This is a genomic window from Mycobacterium aquaticum (assembly GCF_002086485.1).
In the GTDB taxonomy this organism is placed as follows: Bacteria; Actinomycetota; Actinomycetes; order Mycobacteriales; family Mycobacteriaceae; genus Mycobacterium; species Mycobacterium aquaticum.
On the sequence record NZ_MVHF01000050.1, the window covers coordinates 20,576 to 37,688 of the forward strand.

Below are 17,113 nucleotides of genomic sequence, written 5' to 3' on the forward strand. Positions count from 1 at the left end.
ACCTTGGGGGTGTGTGTTGGGTGTCGGGGTTGGTCATTGGCTTACGCCACGAACGGTGTTGAGCAGGGCTGTGGCATTGGCGGGGGCGCTGTCTGCGCGCCAGGCGACGTGACCGTCGGGGCGGACCAACACCAACCGACGCTCGTACAACTCTGCGATCTCGGGCTGGTCTATGTCGATGATCTGCAGCGGCATAGCGGCCTGCGCGGCGGCCCGCTCGAGTTCTTCGTCGGTGCCATCGGACTCGGCAAAGCGCAGGACAACGAATCCATGGCCAAATAGATCGAGTGTGGAGCGGCCATCGGCCAGCCAGGCGTGCGGAGCGCGATGTCCGGGCCTGGCGGTCTGCACGTAGTTCGAATATTCATCCGGCGGCATCGGTGTGCCGTCGGGGACAATGACGGGTGAGCCCTCGTAGCGGAAGCCGAGCTCCAGCCCCAGCGAGTACCACTCATTGTTGAGCGCCTCGACTAGACGCTTGCCAATGCGCCGCCGGGCTTCCTCGCCTACCGGACCCGGGTCGAGTACATCGGCACACTCACTACTGTCGACCTGCGCCTGATAGTTGGCCGTGGAGCTTGCCGAGTTGCGCACGGCGACAGGGCGACGCTCGAGGTCGTAGGCCGCCAGCAAGTTTTCGCCACCCCAACCTTCCAGCTGGGCGGTCAGTATCCAGCCCAGGTCCGAGACGTCGCCGATGCCGGTGTTGAGGCCGTGACCACCGGTCGGCGACGTGGTGTGGGCAGCGTCCCCAGCCAGCAGCACCCGTCCTACCCGGTAAGTAGCAGCTGAGCACTGGCTGCGTCGCCACGGCGCCACACGCAGGACTTCGAACGGAATGTTGTGCCCCAACGCACGATGGAGCTGTGCGGTCATGTCGAAGGTCTCCGGGTTTAGGCGCTCCTGTGACCCGACCACGGTCAATCGCCAGATCTGGTCTCCGTCGATGGAGGTGAACGTGCCCCAGGTGCCGTCTGGCCCGAGCAGGATGTACCGCTCGCCACCACGGAGCTCCGGTTCGATCGCCAGGTCGGGAACACGGATCATCGCGCTGAGGGAGAAGTCGAGCATCTTGCCCTCGAAGGGGATTCCGAGCTGCCGGCGTACGGTGCTGCCGGCTCCGTCGCAACCGACCACGTACTTGGCGCGGATCGTGGAGCGTTCACCGGTGCCCACATCGCTAACCTCAACAGTGACACCGTCGGCGTCCTGGATGAGCTCTTCGACGTTGACGCCGTACCGGATCTCGGTAAGGCCCCGGCTCGCTACCGCCCTGGCCAGCAACGGATCGAACTTATACTGCGGGCACCGCAGGCGCTTCTCCGGCGACGAGTCTGGAATCGTCCGCTCCAGCCCCGACGGGATCGCTGAACGCCCAATGTGGTGTCCGACAAGGGAAGTCGCGTACACCGAGTCCCCCGGGAACTCGTCCGGGAAGCCTTCGGCGATAACCCGGTCGACGATCCCCCAGCGCCGACACATCTCGATCGTCCGCTCGTGAAGGCCTGTCGCTTTGGGCAGCAAAACGACACCGGCATCGGTGCCTCGCTCCACCAGCACGCTGCGCTGACCCTGCCAGGCCAGCTCCAACGCCAGCGCCAGACCCACCGGTCCGGCACCGACGATCAGGACCGGTACGACGTCGGCCGTACTGTGCTCGTCAGAAGAGCCATCGCCGCCCGCTTGGGTCGTATTCGGAACACTGCCGCTCATCGGCCGCTCCACCTCTTCGTCGTTGTCGGACTTGTCGTCTGCGCCCCGGCCTTTTAGAGACCTGGCTATGCCATGGACGCACCGCAGCGACTACGGGTATCGCCGCCGGACTTGCCTCAGATTGTCGAATGCATCTATGCTCACTATTTGAACATTTGATTACATATTGTCTCTGACATGAGGATAGTACGCGCTGCGCGGCCCCTGTCAAGTCGTTGCGCACCCGAATCGTTTGCGGGCACACAGGCGATCGCCGACCCACTGCTCGACCCCTTGAGCACCGTCAACGGTGACCGTCCTGCGTCAGACACCCACCTCGCTACACCATCGGCGGACGTCGGCCCATAAAAAGCCCAGCCGGCGATGAACACCAATTTCGACGTCCCTTGTTCGCGAACGTTGGCGTCGGCAAGAACCATGGGTGATTGATTGCTCGTGAATGCCGACACCGGCCCGCAGGAGCGGTCTGACGCTTGAACAACAGGGAACAATCGACATTGGCCGGCCACTCAGCTGGCTGCGGCCTCTAGAACGCTAGTGAACCCGCGACGACATACGACGCCTGTGGGTGAACCAAGCCCGCTTCGGTCAGCCGATTCCATCGTGCGCGGCGGCCATGTCTGTGCCGGTCTCGGCAGTGCCGAAGATAGGCCAGCAGATTTCGGTGCGATCGAAGCCGCTGAAGCGGCCGCAGTCGGCGCCCAGATAGTGCTCGCGGATCGGACCCTGGCCGCTCATGAGGTTGTTGCTGACGTAACTACCTAGGTGGCCGTAGCTTCGGTCGATGCCGGTGTGTGTCGAGCCAACATGGGTGAGCACAGCGAATTCAGCAGCGGGCAGCACGACGGCTCGCACGGGAGCGGGGGGCGGTACGGGTTCGGTCGTACCGATATAAAGTGTTGCCTCACCACGGGATTCGGAGAACAGCTCTCGCGCATACAGCCCGCTCGCCGGGCCGTGCGGCTGAGCGCCCGACCGGCGCAGCGCATCCGTAAGCTGGTGGGCGGTGGTGGCAAACCAAGACCCGATGCTAGCAATATCGATCGTCGAGGTGATCGCCCACGCGAGAGTCCTTGGTTCCTGGCGCGTGTGCACCTCCGGATGACGTTCTGACGGCGAGAGCAATTCGATCAGCTCGCGTACAGCATCCTGGGTGCGTTCCAGCTGTTCCTGCATTTGCGCTAGGTGCGCGGCGATGAGCGCGTTGCGCGCACCTATGTCGGGGGCACTCAACAATGCCTTTATATCGGGAATCGACATCTGCAGTGATCGGAACCTTCGAATGATGTGTGCGTGGTCAACCTGCGCGGTGTCGTAGAAACGGTAGCCAGAGTGCGTGTCGATGTGGGCTGGCACGAGTAGACCAAGATCATGGTAGTGGCGCAACGCCTTTTTGCTGAGCCTGGTCATCACCGAGAAGTCCCCGATCGGCACCTCTGAACCCACAGCCGCTCCCTCGTCTTCGGATCTCGTGATGCGGTACTGGCATCGACCCCATCATGACCGCCGCGACGCGCGCACAGTCAAGCAAGTCCGACGAGTCGGTTTCGCTGCCGTCGTTGGCTGCACTGGGGGCCAGCTGCCACCTCGGCGATCCGGCTGCTGGTGTGCCAGATGGCGCCGTTAGTTGGCCGCGAGACAGTGGGCACATTTGTCCACGGGTCTTGACCTTCCCCCTAGGGCAAGGCCGACGCTACGCGCTATGACCAATACTTTGATAACGACGGCCCGGTGGCCGCGGTGCTGCGTCACCGCCGCGGCCACGATGCCAGCAGGGATCGACCAGTCCACAACGAATCACCGTGATGGATAGTACGGCTTCCCTGATCGGCAAGCGTGCTCTTGTCACCGGTGGCAGCAAGGGAATCGGAGCAGCGATAGTCGGCCGGTTGACGTCGGCGGGAGCCCGCGTCGCAACCACCGCCCGTACTCCGGCATCAACAGCTGCGGAATTGTTCATTCGCGCCGATATCAGTACCGAGAATGGTGTCGCCGAGACCGTCGCGGCGGTTCAGGAGCGGTTTGGCGGTGTTGACATCATCGTGCATAACGCCGGCGGGTACGACTTTCCGCATGATGCCAGTCATCACACGGACGTTCAATGGCTGCAGGTTCTCGACCTGAATTTGCTTGCGCCAGTGCGGATTGACCGTGCGTTGATTCCCGGTCTTGTCGAGCAGCGGTCCGGAGCGATCGTGCACATCACATCGATCGCCAGCGTCGTACCCACGACAGGCCCACTACCGTATGCCGCTGCGAAGAACGCTCTGCGCGCGTACAGCAAGGGGCTGTCGTCCCAGCTGGGGGCCGCCGGTATTCGGGTCAACTCGGTATTGCCCGGCTTCATCCGTACCGATGGCGCTCAGCGGCTGCTCGACACGATGGCCGCGAGTTCCGGCGACACCGTCGACGAGGCCGAGGGCAAACTAATACAGCAACTCGGCGGCATTGATCTCAATCGAGCGGGCCGCCCAGAGGAGGTCGCCGCGCTGGTGGAATTCCTCGTCTCGGAGCGTGCGAGCTATCTCACCGGCGCGGAGTTCCGGATCGATGGGGGCACTATTCGCACCCTATGACCGGCCGACCGTTGCACATCGCTCCTCAAATCAAATCCCTACGAACGAAAGAGAATATGATGCCTTCACGCGACATGACCCCATACGCTGCGATGCAACCCTACTTTGATGTTGTTGCGGCCGGATTGGCGGGTTTGGTCGACGGTAGCGACTTCTTCGAGATGCACGCCGAGGATGCGGTAATCGAATACATCATCACGGTGCCGGACTACCCGCGGCAGATCATTGGCCGCGAAGCCCTAGCCGAGCTGTACTCCGACTACGGAAAATCTATCGTGCAGTCCGGTAGCAGCGACGTTCATCGCTACTACGATCCGGCCGCGTCCGTCGTGGTTCTCGAATACACGATGCACGGCACGGTCGTGAGCACCGGGGCGCCCTATATCAACCGGTTCGTCTCTGTCATTGCGATAAAGGAACGCAAGATCGTGCACTGGAGGGACTACCTCGATCCGCTGGCAGTTTTCGCGGCATTTGGCAGCGGCGACGCCAACTGACAGCATCACGCACGAAAGAGAGTTCGTCAACAGAGCTCGAAGTCCTGTCGAATACGGCCATCGTCGCACTGGCCCGGCGATCTCAGGGCGGGGTGTCGTCAACCTTGAGGTGCGGACACGCTGCTGCCGCCATCTTTCCGGCGGCGCCCCGCTGTCACGCCGGAATGCCGCACTGAACGAACATTGGGGGGCGTAATCGAGCTCCGTTGCGATGCGGATCAGGCTCTTGTCGTTGGTGCGCAACATGTCTCGGGCCAAACAACATCCGCTGATCGGTGACGTACCGCACTGTCAGTTGCCGAGCACGGCGGAACGTTCAGGGGGATACCACGCGGACATGCCGTTGGGCTCGGCGAACTCGTGGATCGTCCATGGGTGCGCTGCGCCGTGAATGGCCACCACAGGGAGCTGCTTGGCCGCGCCGCAGTTCGGCGCGCAGCGCGAGCACCAAGAGGACGTCCAGGAGCTTGTCGAGGACCGTCTGCGGCACGACCCAGCCGGCACTCGGCCGAACACCTTGCGCGCCGTTGAGAGCGAGATCGACAATCGTCCCCGCCGCGTCGGCGGAGACCGCACTCCGGCCGAGCTCGTCGACGCCCCGCGAGCCTCACCAGACCATCAAACGTTGCGACGATGACTAGAACCCAGCTTGCTGCGCCCTGGGCAAATCTTGCTGCTGCCGCCAGCAGCTGCGAATTGCGCGTGGCCCCGGCACAACCCGCGGGTCTTCGGCTGGGCTCTCGAGTCGTCAAGATGGCTGGGGTCGATCTCCATATCTATAAGTGGCTCCGAGCGTCGTGCTCGACGAGTGGACTTCACTCATCAAGCAGCGCTGCGCGAAATCGATTCGTGCTACCACTTTTTCAGATCGCGTCGAGGGCTTTTAGTGTGCGGCGTGCCCACTCCTCGAAGCCTGTCCCGCGGCGGCCCAGCAGCCATTCGAGCGTGTTCGGATTACCAACGAATTCGTGCTGCGAGTACCAGCGCGCAATCGAGCGGAAAACGTCCGATTGGTGCTTGGATTCTGGGGTCGGTGTCTCATCCGCTCCGAAGAACGCCAGCATGTCGTCGGGAGACCAGTAGACCAACGAAATCTCGCGGCCCAGCAGGCGCGAGAGGATACGGGCGGTCTGGTCGGCAGTCAGCCGGTCGGGTCCGCACAGATCGTAATTGGCGTAATAGTGGCGCTCACCCTCGGATAACACTGTGGCGGCTGCTTCGGCAATGTCTTCCACATCGATCAGATTCTCGCGCCAGCCTGGCGGAGTTTGCCGCCACTCCGGCAACTTGCCGGTCTTGAGCACCGGATAAATATGCACCTCGGTCATCATGAAGTTGGTCGGCTTCAGTACCGTCCAGTTGAGGCCGGATTCGGCCAACTTCTCCTCGATGTCACCCTTGTAGCGATGCTGGATGATGTCGACATTCGTGTACAGCGCGGAGCTCAGGACGACGTGCCGTGTGCCGCACCGTCGTGCGGCCTCGATCATCGCGAGGCCGCTGTCTCTTTCGCGTAGAATGCCCCCTGGACCGATGTGGTACACGGCATCGCACCCGTCGAGAGCTTGACAATACGTCTCGACATCCGCGAGGTCGCCAGCGACGACCTCCTCCGCGCCGAGCGCCTCCAGTTCCGCTTCCCTGCCGGGCGATTTGCGCGCCGCCCGTACGCGGTGGCCGGCGGCGGACAGCTTTGGGATGAGTAGTTTGCCCTGATGACCCGCCGCTGCGGTAACAAGAATCTTCATTCGCTTCTGCCTTCTGCTGAGTTGATGGATGTGGTGGCCGATCGCTTGGGTATTGAGCCGCAGTGAGACTCGCGGTACTCCACGTGCTAGCGCGAGGTCTTGTTGGGACGGTCAGGTGGCGAACGTGAGTGGCACATGTACGCCGCCAACTTCTGGCTTGATTGAATTCTCAGGCGCTTAGTGCACGACGCAAGAACTCGTCGCGCGCGGCTACCGCGGCCTGACTCAGCGCCGCCTGCGGCGCGATCAGATAGAAGGCATGGAATCCGCCATCCCACAGATGGCAATCCACTGGCACTCCAGCCTGCGACAGGCGCATTGCATAGATCAGGGCCTCATCGCGGAAGCCATCCACCGATCCGACGTCGATGAAGGTCCGCGGGAGCGCGGCCAGATCTGTAGCCCTCGCCGGCGCAGCGTAGGGGGAAACGTGCGCGGCACCTCGGCGCTCTCCCAGCAGCGACGTCCACCCGAACTCGCTCTCACTGCTGTCCCATAGCCCTTCACTGGCGAGCATGCGCGAGCTCGGCGTCTCGAGACGGTCATCGAGCATTGGTGACAATAGGATCTGGTGGGTGAGAGCGGGAAACCCCCGGTCTCGCGCGATTAACGCTGTCGCAGCGGCCAATCCACCACCTGCACTTGCGCCAGCAATCATGACCCTTGCGGGGTCAGCACCGACCGAGGCCGCATTCTCGGCCAGCCAGCACAACCCGGCGTAGCAGTCCTCGACGGCGGCCGGGTAGGGGTGTTCAGGGGCTAGCCGGTATTCGATCGAGGTGACCACCGCGCCCAAGTCACGGACGTAGGGGACGAATGCATCCAAAGCCATGTGCCGCGTGCCGGCAACCATGCCGCCACCGTGGATGTGATAAATCACCGGCGCCGGCGCGACTCCGCCGGTCGGCCGCAGGACCGTCATGCTCAGGCCAGGTGCGCCCTCTGGCCCAGGCACTGTCAGCTCGTCGACGAGAACCGTGCCACCAGCGGTGAGGTCGGGCTTGGGGGTTTCAGGGGCAAGCCCGGCGAGTATTGCTCGCACCTGTGCCAAGGTATCGGGGCCTGTCCGCGGGACCAGCTCCTGGAGCATAGGCAGCGCCAATGCCAGCTCGTCGTCGAGCGGCGGTCGGGTGGGGCGGGTCTCGGTCATCGCTGTGTCTCCTTTTAGATGAGAGTTCTTGGCGGTGCGGAACAATTGGTTCTCACGCCTGCTATCGGTGACTCGATACCGAGCTGCACCAGGCAACTAGGGCCTTGCGGCTAATCTGTCGGGGCGTCTTCGAGGACCTTGCGACCGCCGCCGCGTCGGCCGCTCCTCTTGTCCGCGAAAAGCCTGCACTATCGCGGGAATACATCATGGCGGTGACCCGGAGCCCCTTTGCGGACTATCGCCGTGAGCAAGCGCGATGCTTGCGTTCGATCCGCAGTGTGATCGGAGTGTGCCGCGACGCCCTGAAGGCATGCGCGGTGCTGGGCCGGCGGATCCCCCTTCACCGAGGGGACCCACCGGATCCAGCTTCAGCAGAACCCGAACGCATTTGCCCCAGTACTCACAGCCATCGGAGGAGTTGCTGCGGCCTGTAGGCAAGCCACAAGCTCAAGAAGAGGGAAGGCTAGATCTGGATCGGGTCGCCATAGATCGCGAACTCCGATCGCTCATCATCGGTGCCGATCCGTAGGTACGCGAATGACCTGATAGTGACCGGTCCACCACAAGCGTCGGCTTTGATGTGGAGATTGGTCACATCGAGCATTCCGGAGCCACCCGGACTCAGTGGCATGCTAGCCATAGGAAGGTCTGTGATCACGCCCGGCTGCAGATTGGTCTGGAGGTAACCGCTGAGTCCGCCGCCAAGTCCAACGTTGACGCCGGGACCTCCGGGCGATAATCCAACCGCCGCTGCCGGTGCGATCGCCCCGCCACCACCGATCTGCAGGCCGCTAGAAACGTCTATCTGGCAACCCAATTGATACCCTGCGGTAAACGAACTATCTGAGAGCGGGGTCTTTCCTCCACTGGCGACCGCCGTAGCTTCGAAAGTGACAAAAGCCTCACGCGAATTGGGGGCAGCCGCGAGGTTCGGTACGGGATTCACGACTTCATTCGCCAATGTGAGGTTCAGGCTCCAGCCGCCTCGCGTAGACTTGGTGTCGTTCTGCGCAGCCATGGGCTTGGGCTCAGCAGTGGCTATGCCGGACGTGAATGCCAATAAAGCGAGCGCCGCACACGCTGCCGGCGCTCGGCCGATCACTCTAAATCCGACTGATTTCATCGCACGTCTCCCATCGCGCCGAGTGGATTCGATGGGCTCGGTGCCAAACCCATCGGCGAGTTGCCCTGCACGCCGGCTGACGGCACCGGAGTCGGCGGGCTGGCGGGTGCAGGCGGACCAGAGGCGACGGCCCCGCTGTCGAGTTCCGCTAGCGTTCCGCCGCGCACCCCGGGAGTGGGACCGAGACCAGGAGCGATCCGCAGGCCGTGGCCTGGGCGAGCATTAGGCATCTGCGCTTGAGGGCCGCCCAAGTCCGACAGGGCGCTCACCCCTACCCCGCGGGCATCCGTCCGGGCGAGAGCCGGGCCATTGGGAAAGCCTGGCGGCCCGTATTCCATAGCGCCATATGGTGCGCTCATGCTGCCAGGCACCAGTGGTTGAACGGGGGGCAAGGGCGGCGGGTCAGCCCTGGCTATCGTCGGCGGGGCCAGGCAGGCACCAGCTGCCGCCACGGCTGCGGCGAGGCACCCTGCGATCACTGCTCTCGCAGGCAGCGCTCGCTGCCGCTTGAAAGCGGTGCAACCGGCCGGCCCGGTCGCGCCGGACTGCACCTCAGCGTAGACGCCGAAGGACGGGTCGAGCGCACGGGAGCCATCCAGTTCCGAAATGTGGCTTGGCATCATAGCCTCTTCTCAATTGTTGTGGTGGAGTTGTCATTTGGAAGCCTGCGTGTGGGGACGCACCGGAGTCCGCGCCATCGGGAGCGAACATCACAGTCAGCCCCGGAGCCGAGCAGCTAGTGGCGGTGGTGGTGCGCCAAATGTGAAGTGTGGTGCTCGCCCGACCCATCGCAAACGAGCTTCCATCAGTGAGTTGGGGGTGTGTGTTGGGTGTCGGGGTTGGTCATTGGCTTACGCCACGAACGGTGTTGAGCAGGGCTGTGGCATTGGCGGGGGCGCTGTCTGCGCGCCAGGCGACGTGACCGTCGGGGCGGACCAACACCAACCGACGCTCGTACAACTCTGCGATCTCGGGCTGGTCTATGTCGATGATCTGCAGCGGCATAGCGGCCTGCGCGGCGGCCCGCTCGAGTTCTTCGTCGGTGCCATCGGACTCGGCAAAGCGCAGGACAACGAATCCATGGCCAAATAGATCGAGTGTGGAGCGGCCATCGGCCAGCCAGGCGTGCGGAGCGCGATGTCCGGGCCTGGCGGTCTGCACGTAGTTCGAATATTCATCCGGCGGCATCGGTGTGCCGTCGGGGACAATGACGGGTGAGCCCTCGTAGCGGAAGCCGAGCTCCAGCCCCAGCGAGTACCACTCATTGTTGAGCGCCTCGACTAGACGCTTGCCAATGCGCCGCCGGGCTTCCTCGCCTACCGGACCCGGGTCGAGTACATCGGCACACTCACTACTGTCGACCTGCGCCTGATAGTTGGCCGTGGAGCTTGCCGAGTTGCGCACGGCGACAGGGCGACGCTCGAGGTCGTAGGCCGCCAGCAAGTTTTCGCCACCCCAACCTTCCAGCTGGGCGGTCAGTATCCAGCCCAGGTCCGAGACGTCGCCGATGCCGGTGTTGAGGCCGTGACCACCGGTCGGCGACGTGGTGTGGGCAGCGTCCCCAGCCAGCAGCACCCGTCCTACCCGGTAAGTAGCAGCTGAGCACTGGCTGCGTCGCCACGGCGCCACACGCAGGACTTCGAACGGAATGTTGTGCCCCAACGCACGATGGAGCTGTGCGGTCATGTCGAAGGTCTCCGGGTTTAGGCGCTCCTGTGACCCGACCACGGTCAATCGCCAGATCTGGTCTCCGTCGATGGAGGTGAACGTGCCCCAGGTGCCGTCTGGCCCGAGCAGGATGTACCGCTCGCCACCACGGAGCTCCGGTTCGATCGCCAGGTCGGGAACACGGATCATCGCGCTGAGGGAGAAGTCGAGCATCTTGCCCTCGAAGGGGATTCCGAGCTGCCGGCGTACGGTGCTGCCGGCTCCGTCGCAACCGACCACGTACTTGGCGCGGATCGTGGAGCGTTCACCGGTGCCCACATCGCTAACCTCAACAGTGACACCGTCGGCGTCCTGGATGAGCTCTTCGACGTTGACGCCGTACCGGATCTCGGTAAGGCCCCGGCTCGCTACCGCCCTGGCCAGCAACGGATCGAACTTATACTGCGGGCACCGCAGGCGCTTCTCCGGCGACGAGTCTGGAATCGTCCGCTCCAGCCCCGACGGGATCGCTGAACGCCCAATGTGGTGTCCGACATGGGAAGTCGCGTACACCGAGTCCCCCGGGAACTCGTCCGGGAAGCCTTCGGCGATAACCCGGTCGACGATCCCCCAGCGCCGACACATCTCGATCGTCCGCTCGTGAAGGCCTGTCGCTTTGGGCAGCAAAACGACACCGGCATCGGTGCCTCGCTCCACCAGCACGCTGCGCTGACCCTGCCAGGCCAGCTCCAACGCCAGCGCCAGACCCACCGGTCCGGCACCGACGATCAGGACCGGTACGACGTCGGCCGTACTGTGCTCGTCAGAAGAGCCATCGCCGCCCGCTTGGGTCGTATTCGGAACACTGCCGCTCATCGGCCGCTCCACCTCTTCGTCGTTGTCGGACTTGTCGTCTGCGCCCCGGCCTTTTAGAGACCTGGCTATGCCATGGACGCACCGCAGCGACTACGGGTATCGCCGCCGGACTTGCCTCAGATTGTCGAATGCATCTATGCTCACTATTTGAACATTTGATTACATATTGTCTCTGACATGAGGATAGTACGCGCTGCGCGGCCCCTGTCAAGTCGTTGCGCACCCGAATCGTTTGCGGGCACACAGGCGATCGCCGACCCACTGCTCGACCCCTTGAGCACCGTCAACGGTGACCGTCCTGCGTCAGACACCCACCTCGCTACACCATCGGCGGACGTCGGCCCATAAAAAGCCCAGCCGGCAGGCAAGCGTGGGGCTCGTCACCACTGCGGATGTCGGCCGGATCGACAGACTTGGCGCGCCCATCGGTCCGTCGATAGCGCCGATGGGCTGGGCCTGCCGCTCGCGCGCCGCGTCGACGGTCGTGTGCTCGATTGCGCAGTCTGGTCGGTAATGCCAGCGAACGGCGCTCTCGACGGGACCGATGGCGCGTGCCAGTCGCATCAGTCGTGATGCAGCGACTCGATGCGGTGGCGCCGGTGCCCCGCACGTCCACAGAGCGGCCCCAAGGGCCCAGCTGCGGGCCTAGTCCGGTCGGTGACCGAGGGTCTTCGACAGCTCGATGCTGGCCGTCAGTATCTCTGGCGCGACGGCAATTTGAGCTTCATGATTCCACCGCGACGCGGGTCCGGAAATAGTCAATGCGCCGACGATGCCGTCGGCGTTGAAGAATGGCGCCGACAGCCCACCCACCCCGGGCGAGCGGTCACCAACAATGGCGAAGTAACCGTCCTGGCGGATCCGTTCGAGCACGTCATACATGACTGCCGGGTCTTCGTTGTGCTGCGCTTCCACTATCGAGGCCATCTCGGCCGGCTCGATAAACGCGAGGATCACCTTGCCCGAGGGGCCGACCTCCAGTGGCAGGGTCTCCCCGATCTCGACCACCCTGGACACGGTGTGACGGCCTGGAACTGTCTCGATGCAGATTCTGGTACGGCCTTGCCGAACGTGAAGACTGATCGTCTCTCCGGTTGCCTGCCCCAGTTGCTCCATGAAAGGCCGGGCCATGCCCCGTAGATCGATGCGTCGTACAACGCGCGCCGAGAGGGCAATCAGGCCGCTGCCGATGGCGTACCGTCCGCTGGCCGGCTCCCGGGTCACAAAGGAGCTGCTTTCCAACTCGCGCAGCAACCGATATACCGCGCTGCGCTCCAGGCCCAGTACACGGGCAATATCAGCAGGACGCTGGGGTTCCTGCGCATCAGCAATGAACGAAAGAACATCGAGACCACGTGCGAGAGTTTGCGCTCCGACGCTTGTTTTCCGTTCGCTCTGCGTAGAATCCGTCATGATATCTCAAATAGTACACGTTTGGTCGGTTTCAAACTCTCCGGCCTGAGTATGGGGGTCTCGGCGGGCGTCCAGTAGGCCGAGACATCGGCCTGTCGGCCACGTACGCGATACGTCCGGGCCCGCTCATTCGGGCAGCGCCCCCAAACTCGCGAAGATGCACCACATACAGCGTGGTGCGCTCCCGTCGTGCGCACATAACGCGGACGCGAGACGGCGACAGGTACGCAAGTCGTCCCACCACCGCCTCAACCCGTGGCCCACCGGCCGCCGATGCACCGGTGCGTCACCTCTGCCACCCGCACATGTAGCAAAGTCAAGGCTGGTCCGCTGCGCAGACACCGCCGAGTCATACTCCGGCTCATGCACCGTCCGGCAGTGGTGGGCCTTCGGCATAATCAGTCACCTCCTAGGTCGCGGTGCTCAATGTCTCGATCGCGTCACCCGATGCGACAATCTCGGCAAAGAGTGGCAGTGTCTTGCCGATCGCGAGGGTGTGAAGCTCAGGTGAGGAGGATGCGCACATATCCTCGATGACCCGCACGCTCATGCCCAGGTCCGATGCATGGCGCGAGGCCGACTCGACAGCGAGATTGGTGGCCACGCCACCAATGAAGAGGTCGGTGATGCCGTTGGCCGCCAAGATCGCGGGCAGCGGTGTCCCGACGAGTGGGTCCACGCACCCCTTGGTCACTAGCACGGCTTCGGCGCTCTGTAGCTCCACCACAATCTGAGCACTTGGAGCCTCCTGCGACAACAGACGCTCGGCTGGATAGCGATCAAAGCGTGTTGTCCGATTGGTGCGAGTGAAATAGCTGGGGTGGAAGGCTAGCCGAGTGTGCACGACTGGGACCCCGGACTGAAGTGCTGCCTTTTGGACTGCCGCAGCGACGCTGATTACCTGACGTCGGGTCGCTTGCTCGGCCAGAGGCGGAGCCAGGCAGTCGTCGCCCTCACAGCAGAAGCCGACTTGCAAATCGGCTACCAGGAGCGCAAATCGCTTGGTCCGCACCATATTTGATCGCAATCTCTCAGGTGCGGTCATCCGGATTTCCCTTCCCCTTCTCTCCACGAGTTTTGAATCGATGCGCTACGCGTGGCGACGAGATTTCCGCGGCGGGAGGCGTGGACGTAGTCGGGGCATGGCGCTGTTCCAGGGCGTCGAACCAGGGCTTACGAACAGCCTCCTGGCGCTCGAGCCAGGTCGCGATCGGAGGTTTTTTGCCGCTGCCCTGTCGCAGGTGGGCGAGCGTCTCACGTGCCGCGCGAATGCTCGCCAGCAATGCCAGGTTGGCGAACAGTGCGATCGAGTATCCAAGTTCTGTGAGGCGCTCCACCGGCACGTGTGGCGTCACACCGCCTTCCACTTGGTTGTGCACGTGCAGACCGGGGACCTCAGTGACAATGGTTTCGACTTCCTCCACACTCTCGGGTGCCTCAACGAAGAGGACGTCGGCGCCGGCCTCGCGGTAGGCGTTGGCCCGGCGACAGGCCTCGGCGAGGCCGTGGACGGCGCGGGCATCTGTGCGGGCGATGATCAGCATGTCGGGATCCGACCGTGACTCCACGGCCATCGCGATCTTGTCGACCATCTCCCCCTCGGAGATGACCGCTTTGCCAGCGAAATGTCCACAGCGCTTGGGGAACGTCTGATCTTCCAGCTGGATCGCGTCCGCGCCTGCTCGCTCCAGGACCCGGACCGTGTGCCAGGTATTGAGCACGTTGCCGAACCCGGTATCGGCGTCGACGATCAACGGTAGCGACACAGACTCCCGCACTGCCGCGAGGTGAGCGGCGACCTCGGTGAGCGAGGTCAGTCCGATGTCGGGCGAACCAAGGAACCAATTGGCGATCGCGGCGCCCGAGAGGTAGGCCGCCTCGAAACCGACGTCCTCGATGATGCGCGCTGTGAGGGCGTTCCCCGCGCCCGGCACGACCAGTGTCTCCGGTCGAGCGAGCAATCCGCGAAGGAGCCGCTTTGTCTCCGTCATGCGTGCAACGGGCCGGAGCCAGTGGCAATCTCGACGATGGGATCAGCCCGGTCATCCCATTCCAGCCGCAACGCCAGCGACATGGTTGCCGACATGATGTAGGTACAGGTGACGTAGGTCAGCTCCAGAATCTCGACATCGGAGAACACGCTGCGCAACTGGGCGAACCGCTCATCGGACACCCGCCCACCGCCGAGCACAAGATCATCGACATAACCCAGCAGCACTCGCTCCTGGTCAGTGAAGTGTTCGGTGCTCGACCAGTTCACCAGGCTGTCGATCTTGGCTTCCTCCACGCCCAGACGCCGCAGCACCTTGCGATGTTGCGAGTACACGAGCTGCGAGCCACGGGCCCAGCCAGTGCGAGTCAGCGCCAACTCTCGATGCAACGTCGAGAGTGCCCGTTCGGAGCTGTACTGCCATTTGTGGCGCTCCTCGATCAAGTGAAAAACGCCCGGCTCATTGGCCATCGTCGTCCACCACGTGCCCGGGGTGCCCTCTTTCGTGCCCGGATCGAGTGCCGGATCCTTGTCCCCAAACAATTGATCGAACCGGCGGTGAATCTCGTCGCTGGTGATCTCACTGCGCTTGGGTTGGTTTAGTCGCGGCATCGTTCGTGCAGCCCTTCCAATTCGTTGGGTGGTTGACGGGTGGCGCTGTGGGCCTCACCTGGGTGTGCGTGGATCAGCCCACGGCTCGGCATCGTTCGGCCATGAATCCCACAGTGGCAGCCACGCATTGAATTCCAGATGCAGACCATCCGGGTCGTCGAAGTAGACGGAGTCCATCAGGCAGCCGTCCTTGGGTGCGGTGTAACCGTTGGTCGTCGTGACCTCGTGCCACGGATCCCCGTATCGCGTAGTGTGCCGATACTCGATACCCGCCTCGCCGAGCAGCCTGCAGAATGCGGGTATCCGCTCCTGCTCCACCCGAAGATTGATGTGGCCGACGACGCCCGGCTTGAAGTTGCGCGCGCGGGGATTTACCCCTTCCGGGAGCGGCTGCTCCGGAATGTTTCCGGCATCGACGTGGTAGCCGTCCTTCCAGTAGAAGAACGCCAAGTGGGCGTTGGGGTTTTCACCGCCCACACCGAAGAAGAAGTGCTGGCCCATCGGGACCTCGTTGCCCTCTGCGTCCGTACCCGTGTATTCGAGGGTGTGCAGGATCGGCATGCCGAGAACGCCGTTATAGAACGCAACCGTGCGCGCCATGTCGCTACATCCCAGCGCGATGTGGTCCAGGCCCAGGAAATCAACCTTGCGATCGGCTGTAGTCATCGTCTCCGTCCTTCGTGCTTGTGCCAGCAGGGGGCTGACCTCACGCTTTTCGGTCATGTGTCATTATTTGAGCTGACTGAGCATATATCGGTGTATGGCTTTATAGTATGCGAAGAGTGCGCAGTGTCAATGTTCCCGTGGTCGCTCACCAGTGGGTGCACGTCGCCTACCGGCGACCGAAGCTGTCCGACCGGCCACAGACGATGACGTACCGATCCACGGGTCTGGCGACGGATCGACTCGCCGATGGTCGGCGCGTACAGACCACTGGGCCGCTGACGGTCCGGCGGCTACCCGGCGATCGATCGAAGAAACGACCACCAACGCGCCGGTCGGAGAGGAAGGCCACACCAGACACATCGCCACATCAGGCTCGGCAGGGCCCGTCACACCGCAGCCAGCTCGCAGGCGCGCCGTTCGTCCGCATCCTGCATCAGTGCCACAACGACATGAGGACACATATAAATGATTGATCACGTATACATCTCGGTCAGTGATGTCGAGAAATCCAGGAAGCTGTACGGAGCTGTACTCAAGCTTCTGGGTTGGCGAGAATTCGGTGAGTACACGGCACCACAAGGTATCGGTGTCCCCGACCTGTATGGCTTTTCCGACAAACACCACATGCGCGGTGAGAAAATCGGCACAAGTGTCTGGCTCCGCCAGAGTTCGGTCGGTGCGAGCATCTATCTCGGTCTCGTCGCAGGCATCCCAAGAGATGTCGACACTGCTTACGCAGCCGCTATCAAGGCTGGCGCTCGGGACGCCGGCGGCCCGGCTCTACGGGATTATTTCGGTCCTGGTTATTACGCAGCCAATATCATCGATTTTGATGGCAACGAAATTGAGATCGTCAACAAGAGCGGGAACCCGAGTCCGTAAGTGACGGTCCACTCACGGAGCCGCCAGCGCGTCGGGCACAGCCACCACGCGCGGGGCGCCAGCGGTATCAACTCAGTACCCCGGGTCATCCAGTCGTCGCAGTAGACGGTTTTGTCGCCGACCGTTGTTTGGTGACACCATGGCCGGTGTAGACGACTGTCTCCCCGGACATCATGCCAAGGTCGATTCGAGATAGAAACCAAGATGGTCGGGAAGTCCG

General features: G+C 63.1%; 14 protein-coding genes. 3 read left to right on the forward strand and 11 right to left on the reverse strand.

The features are described 5' to 3' along the window. Nucleotides 1-33: 33 nt before the first annotated feature. Both BST13_RS32020 and BST13_RS32025 read right to left on the reverse strand, forming a co-directional pair. Nucleotides 34-1,713, reverse strand: coding sequence for an FAD-dependent monooxygenase (locus tag BST13_RS32020; RefSeq protein ID WP_083169302.1), 1,680 nt, complete (start codon nt 1,711-1,713; stop codon nt 34-36). 588 nt (nt 1,714-2,301) lie between these two features. Next, a complete protein-coding gene (locus BST13_RS32025) occupies nt 2,302-3,159 on the reverse strand; it encodes a MerR family transcriptional regulator (protein ID WP_083169304.1) in 858 nt (285 codons plus the stop codon). Nucleotides 3,160-3,518: 359 nt separating this feature from the next. Between BST13_RS32025 and BST13_RS32030 the strand changes: the two genes are divergently transcribed. Together BST13_RS32030 and BST13_RS32035 are read left to right on the forward strand one after the other, a co-directional pair. Further along, nucleotides 3,519-4,289 (forward strand): SDR family oxidoreductase, encoded by a 771-nt coding sequence (locus tag BST13_RS32030; protein WP_083169306.1) that lies wholly within the window; start codon nt 3,519-3,521, stop codon nt 4,287-4,289. Nucleotides 4,290-4,348: 59 nt separating this feature from the next. After that, nucleotides 4,349-4,786, forward strand: a complete 438-nt coding sequence (locus BST13_RS32035; protein ID WP_083169378.1) for a nuclear transport factor 2 family protein — start codon at nt 4,349-4,351, stop codon at nt 4,784-4,786. 863 nt (nt 4,787-5,649) lie between these two features. Here the strand turns inward: BST13_RS32035 and BST13_RS32050 are convergent. The 9 genes from BST13_RS32050 to BST13_RS32090 form a co-directional block, all read right to left on the reverse strand. Beyond that, on the reverse strand, nt 5,650-6,534 hold the full coding sequence (locus BST13_RS32050; RefSeq protein WP_083169312.1) for an SDR family oxidoreductase: 885 nt from the start codon (nt 6,532-6,534) through the stop codon (nt 5,650-5,652). A gap of 169 nt (nt 6,535-6,703) precedes the next feature. Continuing rightward, a complete protein-coding gene (locus tag BST13_RS32055; protein ID WP_083169314.1) occupies nt 6,704-7,684 on the reverse strand; it encodes an alpha/beta hydrolase in 981 nt (326 codons plus the stop codon). A gap of 463 nt (nt 7,685-8,147) precedes the next feature. After that, nucleotides 8,148-8,807 (reverse strand): MspA family porin, encoded by a 660-nt coding sequence (locus tag BST13_RS32060; RefSeq protein WP_095533796.1) that lies wholly within the window; start codon nt 8,805-8,807, stop codon nt 8,148-8,150. A gap of 843 nt (nt 8,808-9,650) precedes the next feature. Then, on the reverse strand, nt 9,651-11,330 hold the full coding sequence (locus tag BST13_RS32065) for an FAD-dependent monooxygenase (protein WP_083169316.1): 1,680 nt from the start codon (nt 11,328-11,330) through the stop codon (nt 9,651-9,653). A 645-nt stretch (nt 11,331-11,975) separates the two neighbouring features. Further along, nucleotides 11,976-12,743 (reverse strand): IclR family transcriptional regulator, encoded by a 768-nt coding sequence (locus BST13_RS32070; RefSeq protein ID WP_083169318.1) that lies wholly within the window; start codon nt 12,741-12,743, stop codon nt 11,976-11,978. A 409-nt stretch (nt 12,744-13,152) separates the two neighbouring features. Continuing rightward, nucleotides 13,153-13,788: a cysteine hydrolase family protein gene (locus tag BST13_RS32075; protein WP_211296238.1), complete on the reverse strand. Its 636-nt coding sequence runs from the start codon at nt 13,786-13,788 to the stop codon at nt 13,153-13,155. Then, nucleotides 13,775-14,734, reverse strand: a complete 960-nt coding sequence (locus BST13_RS32080) for an isocitrate lyase/PEP mutase family protein (protein WP_083169322.1) — start codon at nt 14,732-14,734, stop codon at nt 13,775-13,777. The genes BST13_RS32075 and BST13_RS32080 overlap by 14 nt, the downstream gene beginning before the upstream one ends. After that, a complete protein-coding gene (locus BST13_RS32085; protein WP_083169324.1) occupies nt 14,731-15,345 on the reverse strand; it encodes a carboxymuconolactone decarboxylase family protein in 615 nt (204 codons plus the stop codon). The genes BST13_RS32080 and BST13_RS32085 overlap by 4 nt, the downstream gene beginning before the upstream one ends. A gap of 54 nt (nt 15,346-15,399) precedes the next feature. Beyond that, entirely contained in the window at nt 15,400-16,011 is a 612-nt protein-coding gene (locus BST13_RS32090) for a VOC family protein (RefSeq protein ID WP_158087229.1), read from the reverse strand. A 465-nt stretch (nt 16,012-16,476) separates the two neighbouring features. On the opposite strand from BST13_RS32090, the gene BST13_RS32095 reads away from it, so the two are divergent. Then, complete coding sequence (locus BST13_RS32095; RefSeq protein WP_083169328.1) at nt 16,477-16,893, forward strand: VOC family protein; 417 nt, start codon at nt 16,477-16,479, stop codon at nt 16,891-16,893. Nucleotides 16,894-17,113 lie beyond the last annotated feature (220 nt).